We start from the raw sequence: 504 nt of genomic DNA, 5'->3' as shown, positions 1-504 counted from the left end.
GGGGGAGGGGCCCCCTCGGTACGGGCTCCTCTGGCCGGCGCGCCGACAGGTGAGTCCGCGAGGCACGTCGAGCGGCCCCTGTTGCTCGTCCCCGTGCCCTCGGCGCGGCGGGCCGTACGGGCTCGGGGGCACGATCCGGCCAGGCGGATCGCGCTTGCCGCTGCCGGTGAGCTGCGGCGGAGCGGGGTTCCGGCGCGTGTCGTCGCCGTGCTGCGGCAGCGACGAGCGGTGGCGGATCAGGCGGGGCTCAACTCCCGGCAGCGGCTGGAGAACCTGACGGGCGCGCTCGGTGTGGTGCCGGGCGGTGGGCGACTGCTTCGGGGCGGTCGGGTCGTGCTCGTCGACGATCTGATGACGACCGGGGCGTCTTTGGCGGAGGCCGCGCGGGCGGTACGGGCGGCGGGGGAGCCGTGGACGGACGAGGACGAGTACGTGATGGGGCCGGACGCCTGTGTGACGGGGATGGGTGAGGGAGCGGCGTTTGCCAGGGGGCCGGAGCCCCGG

Annotated in this window: 1 protein-coding gene; it reads left to right on the top strand. The window is 76.2% G+C overall.

Annotation, left to right across the window (positions count from 1 at the left end; all coding sequences use genetic code 11):
• On the top strand, positions 1-504 hold a 504-nt coding region (locus tag GRC12_RS44985; RefSeq protein WP_439959969.1), incomplete at both ends, for a ComF family protein.

The sequence above is a fragment of the Streptomyces griseorubiginosus genome, assembly GCF_017614965.1.
Lineage (GTDB): Bacteria > Actinomycetota > Actinomycetes > Streptomycetales > Streptomycetaceae > Streptomyces > Streptomyces griseorubiginosus_B.
The sequence above is the reverse complement of the archived record's forward strand: the minus strand, read 5'-3'. Positions and strand labels throughout refer to the sequence as shown.